This window comes from Cellulomonas sp. P4_B5_2 (genome assembly GCF_056402235.1).
This window is the reverse complement of sequence record NZ_JBFUHU010000333.1, coordinates 1-4,964: the sequence shown is the minus strand read 5'-3', so window position 1 is coordinate 4,964 and position 4,964 is coordinate 1. Positions and strand designations below refer to the sequence as shown.

Below are 4,964 nucleotides of genomic sequence, written 5' to 3'. Positions count from 1 at the left end.
CCCCCAGGCTCTCGGCGGACGCGCCCGTGCCCGTCGGCGACGGACCTGGGGCGCCCGAGCTCGTCGGTGCTCCCGACCCCACCGGATCCATCTCGGCCGCTGCCGGTGCGGCGATCGCCTTCGCGGTCGTCGTCGCCGGGTCGCCCGCGCTGCTCGTTCCCGGGGTGCTCGCCCTGTGCGTCGTCGCCCTGTGCGCGCCGCGTCGTCGCGGGAGGGTCCTGCTCGTGGCGCTCCCCGCGCTCGCCCTGCTCGGTCCGACCCTGCTCGAGGCTGGGCGGCGCGGGCTCGAGGGCTGGCGCCTGCTGATCGCCGACCCGGGGCTGCCGGGTGCGTCCACCGCGGCGGACCCCGTGAGCCGGCTGCTCGGAGTTCCGGCGGACGCGTCGTCGCTGGTCCCGGGCGCCCTCCCGGAACCGCTCGCCGGGGCCTGGCCCCTCGCCCTGGGAGCGGTGGTCCTCGTCCTGGCGGTGCTCGCCCTGCTGCGCGGTGCCCCGGTGGCCCGTGCGGTGCGGGGCGCGTGGGTGGTCGCGGCGCTCGGTGCTGCCGCCGCGACGGTCGCCGTCGCCGTCCCCGTCGGCGTGTCGGACTCCGTCGTCGTCCACGGCTGGGCAGGGCCCGCGCTCTCGCTCGCCGGCGCGGGTTTGCTGACCGCCGCGGTCATCGGTGCGGACCGCCTGCGCGAGCGCCTGGCGCACTACACCTTCGGGTGGCGGCAGCCTCTCGTCGCCGTCGTCACGCTCGTCGCCGTCACCGTTCCCGTCGCCTGGCTCGGCACGTGGACCTGGCAGGCGCGCAGCGGAGAGGCGGTCGGGCTGCGTGCGGTCGAGCGCTCGATCGTGCCCGCGGTCGGCCTCCAGGCGCAGGCGTCGCAGCTGTCGTCGCGGGCGCCGGGCGGGCGGCGGCGGCGACCGGAGACGTGGCAGGGCAGCTGGCAGCGCTGGGCGTGGCCGACGTGTTGGTGCCGCCGCTGCCCGGGGACCTCGGCGCCGTCGACCCCGAGGTCGCGGCCACGCAGCTCGACGAGCTGGTGAGCAGGCTCGACTCGACCGCCGGCCTCGCGCGAGTGACCCAGAACGTGACCGGGACGCTGTGGCGGGTGCAGGCGACCGCGACCGTGGCCGGGGCTGCGGCGCCGACCGCGCTGCCCGCGTGGGCCCGTCTCGTGCCCGCCGCGGCAGACGTCACGGACCCTGCCGTGGCCGCCGTCGCGGTGCCGTCCGCGGACCGGTCGGTCGACTCCACGGTGGCGCCGGGCGGCGAGGACCGCGTGCTCGTCCTCGCCGAGCGCGCCGACCCGCGCTGGCACGCCTGGCTCGACGGCCGTTCGCTGCGGGCGGTCGATGACGGGTGGCGGCAGACGTTCGCCCTCGGTGCCGACGGCGGCGAGCTGGTCGTCCGGTACGACAGCCCGGATCGGACCCCGTGGCTGGTCCTCCAGGGCGTGGTGGCCCTGGTGACGATCCTCCTGGCCGTCCCCGTGCGCCGACGCCGGGGGGCCCGGGCATGAGCGGGGGAGACGTCATCGACGCGACCGGTCCGACGCGGACGCAGGTCTGGCTGGGGCGGACCGCCCGAGCCGCGTCCGGCCTCGCGGTGCTCGGTCTGACGGCCGCGATCGTGGCCGGGGCGCGCCTGCCCGGCGGTACCGCAGGCGACACCGTCCCGCCGGCGCAGATCTCCGTCCCCGCCTCGGTGTCGACGCTCGTGTGCGCCGGGCCGCTGATCCAGCCCGATGACACCGGGCGCGGCGACTCCGCGTTCGACCCGACCCCGGTGGACCCGATCACGACCGTGACCGCGGTGACCTCGGTCCCCGAGGGGGAGGGCACCTCCGCCGGCACCCTGGGACCGCTCGACCGTTCGGCCACGACGACGACGCTGGACGCCGGAGGGGACTCCGCGGTTGTCCCGGGCGTCGCCGCCCCCACGGTGGTCCACGTCGAGCCCGGTGCAGCCGCGCCCGCCCGGGTGGCCGCCGCGAGCGCCGGCCTGGTGACCGCGGGCGACCTGCGCGGGCTCTCCGCCGCCTCCTGCCAGCAGCCGACGGCCGACGCGTGGCTGCTCGGCGGCGCCACCGACCTGTCCAGCACCGCGCAGCTGGTGCTCGACAACGCCGGGTCGACGCCCGCCGAGATCACCCTCGCGATCTGGGGCCCCTCGGGTCCGGTCGACCTCACGGGCGAGCGGTACCTCGTCGCGCCCGGTGCCTCGCGCGTCGTGGTCCTCGGCGGGATCGCGGCCGAGCAGCGACGTCTGGCGGTGCACGTGACCGCGACCGGGGGACGGGTCGGGGTGCACGTGCAGGACTCCKCGATCGACGGGTTCACTCCCGCCGGGACCGACCTGGTCGTGCCGGGTGCAGCGCCCGCACGGCGCCAGGTGGTCCCCGGCGTCTCCGTGTCGGCCTCGGCGGTCGGTGACGTGACCGCGTCGGCGCTGCGGCTCCTCGTGCCCGGCACCGTCGCCACGACCGCCCGCGTCACGCTGCTCGGCCCCGGCGGCGTCACGGAGCTCCCGGGGGCGGACGAGGTGGCGCTGGTGCCCGGCGAGGTGACCGACGTACCCCTGGGCGGGCTGCCCGCGGGCTCCTACACCGTGGTCGTGGACGCCGACCAACCCGTCGTGGCCTCCGCCGTCGTGACGCGCCCGGGTGCGGTCGGCGAGCTGGACGACCTCCCGAGCGTCGAGCGCGCGTGGGCGGCGTCGACCGCAGTCGGACGCAGCGGCGTGCTGGCGGTCCCGAGCGGGACCCGCGGGATGCTCGTGGTCGGGGCGGTGTCCGGTGCCGCGGACCCGAGTGCCGACGGCGTGGCGACGGGCTCGGTCCGGCTGCTCGGGGCCGACGGCGCGGTGCTCGCCGAGCGGACGGTGGTGCTGGACGCGGGGACGACGGGCGCCTGGTGGGTCGACGACCTGGCCACCGGGACCGGCCGGATCGCCGCACCGGACCCCTCGGTGATCCCGGGTCCGCCGGTGGACCTCGCGGGAGTGGTGGGCGTGGACCTGGTGACGGACGAGGGTTCGACGGTCGCGCTCGCCTGGGCCATGGTGGCCGCGGTCAACCAGTCCGACGGCTGGCTCGTCTCCGTGCTCGACCCGGTGCCGGTGCCGCGCCTCACGCCGGACGTCGCCGTCCGCGAGGACCCGCGGCTCGGTACCCGCTGACTCAGCCTGCTGCGCGCAGCTCCGAGCGTTCGCGCAGCCGCAGCCCGAGCACGGCTGCCTGTCGCACCGGCCACTGGTACCAGCGTGGGTACCGGCGGTGCACGTACCGGGCGGCGCTCGCGTGGTGCGCCGAGATCATGGGCGCGGGCTTGGCGCGCCACGACGTCCCGCCGACGTGCGTGACCTTGACCTGCGGCACGTAGAGGTTGATCCAGCCCGCGCGGCCCAGACGCTCCCCGAGGTCGACGTCCTCGAAGAACATGAAGTAGCCGTCGTCGAACCCGCCCACCGCCTCGAACGCCTCGCGCCGCAGCAGCAGGCACGCGCCGGACAGCCACCCGGCCGGTCGTTGACCGCCGGCGTTCTGCTGGTGCGCCTGGTACCGGCGCGTCCACGGGTTGCCGGGCCACACCTTGACGAACAGCGCGTGCCCCGCGCCCTGGGTGAGCGACGGCAGCTCGCGCGCCGAGGGGTAGACGGTGCCGTCGGTGTTGAGCAGTGCCGGACCGACCGACCCCGCGGTGGGTGCTGCCTCGGCGGCCGCGACGAGCTCGTCCAGCGACCCCGGCTGCCACTCGATGTCGGAGTTGGCGACGACGATCCACCGTGCCTCGGCGCCGGCCGCGCCCAGGTTGGCGCCGCCCCCGTATCCCAGGTTCGACCCGGTGGCGACGAGCCGCGCACCGACCTCGTCGGCCACCGCGCGCGCGACGGTGGGGTCGGAGCCGTTGTCGACGATCACCAGCTCCGTCGGCGCGGCTGACGCGGCAGCGAGCGTGCGTGCGAACGTCGCGAGCTCGTCGCCGGGGTGGTAGACGACGCAGACGACGCGGACATCGGGGGCTGGCGTGGACGGGGGCGGGACGGCGGTGCTCATCGTCCGGACAGGCTAGTGGGCGTCGCCGTAGTGCGGGTCCACGTCGTCGGGTGACCGCCCGAGCAGGTGGGCCACCTGCTCGACGACCACGTCCCGCACCAGGTCGGCGAGGTCGAGGGCGTCCGTGGCCCGGGACTCGACGGGACGGCGGTAGACGACGATGCGCGCGGGGAGGCCGGCGTCGGACGGGAAGTAGCGACCGAGCGGGACCCCGCCGTGCTCCCAGGGCGCGGGGTTGGACGGCGGTACGTCCTCGACGGCGAACTCCGTCCCCACCAGCTGGCGCGCCCAGGTGCGCTCGATCCGCTCGACCGCATCGAGGACGAGGTCGTCGAACCGTTCGGCGCGGGTGCGGTAGGCCGGCATCGTGCTGGGCAGCAGCGGGCCCCGGGGGCCGCGACCGCGCCGGTCGCGGCGGCGCACGGGCGCGATCGTCGTCGTGGGGAGCGCAAGGGTGCGGCGCCCGACACCGGGGGCTCGGCGGGCGGGTGGCGGAGGTGCGGAGCTCACTTCAGCACTGTAGATCGCGCACGGCCGACGGCGTGGGGGGCACGGCCTGTCGGCACCCGGGAGTACCGTCAGCGCGTGAGATCCGTGAGGCAGTGCTCCCGCACGGCATGCGGCCGTGCGGCCGTGGCCACGCTGACCTATGTGTACGCCGACTCGACCGCGGTGCTGGGTCCGCTCGCGCAGCACGCCGAGCCGCACTCGTACGACCTGTGCATCGAGCACGCGGAACGCCTCACGGCCCCGCGCGGGTGGGAGGTCGTCCGGCTCACGCCCGAGTTCACCCCCGCTCCGCCGAGCCGGGACGACCTTCTGGCGCTGGCCGACGCGGTGCGGGAGGCGGGCAGGCGGACCGAGCCCGAGCCCGTCGCCCTGCCCGAGGCCGTCGGCGCGATCCTGAACCGCGATCCTGAAC

The 4,964-nt window shown here is 76.7% G+C and carries 5 protein-coding genes and 1 pseudogene; 4 read left to right on the top strand and 2 right to left on the bottom strand.

The window, feature by feature from the left end:
• The 3 genes and pseudogenes from AC1DUQ_RS18790 to AC1DUQ_RS18780 form a co-directional block, all read left to right on the top strand.
• Positions 1–1,031, top strand: a pseudogene (locus tag AC1DUQ_RS18790) (hypothetical protein); the annotation flags it as partial.
• Positions 944–1,507 (top strand): hypothetical protein, encoded by a 564-nt coding sequence (locus AC1DUQ_RS18785; RefSeq protein ID WP_477074332.1) that lies wholly within the window; start codon positions 944–946, stop codon positions 1,505–1,507. The pseudogene AC1DUQ_RS18790 and the gene AC1DUQ_RS18785, both read left to right, overlap by 88 nt.
• Positions 1,504–3,165 (top strand): DUF5719 family protein, encoded by a 1,662-nt coding sequence (locus AC1DUQ_RS18780; protein ID WP_477074331.1) that lies wholly within the window; start codon positions 1,504–1,506, stop codon positions 3,163–3,165. Before AC1DUQ_RS18785 ends, AC1DUQ_RS18780 begins: the two co-directional genes overlap by 4 nt.
• A 1-nt stretch (position 3,166) precedes the next feature.
• On the opposite strand, the gene AC1DUQ_RS18775 is transcribed toward AC1DUQ_RS18780, so the two are convergent.
• Positions 3,167–4,042 (bottom strand): glycosyltransferase family 2 protein, encoded by an 876-nt coding sequence (locus AC1DUQ_RS18775; protein ID WP_477063051.1) that lies wholly within the window; start codon positions 4,040–4,042, stop codon positions 3,167–3,169.
• Positions 4,043–4,054: 12 nt separating this feature from the next.
• Positions 4,055–4,552 (bottom strand): metallopeptidase family protein, encoded by a 498-nt coding sequence (locus tag AC1DUQ_RS18770; protein WP_477063050.1) that lies wholly within the window; start codon positions 4,550–4,552, stop codon positions 4,055–4,057.
• A gap of 75 nt (positions 4,553–4,627) precedes the next feature.
• On the opposite strand from AC1DUQ_RS18770, the gene AC1DUQ_RS18765 reads away from it, so the two are divergent.
• Positions 4,628–4,964 (top strand): DUF3499 domain-containing protein (locus tag AC1DUQ_RS18765; protein ID WP_477074330.1); only part of this gene is annotated, 337 nt, incomplete at its 3' end.

Excerpts from the sequence above, each read along its gene's own strand:
- AC1DUQ_RS18775 (WP_477063051.1), bottom strand. The coding sequence starts at position 4,042 with ATGAGCACCGCCGTCCCGCCCCCGTCCACGCCAGCCCCCGATGTCCGC.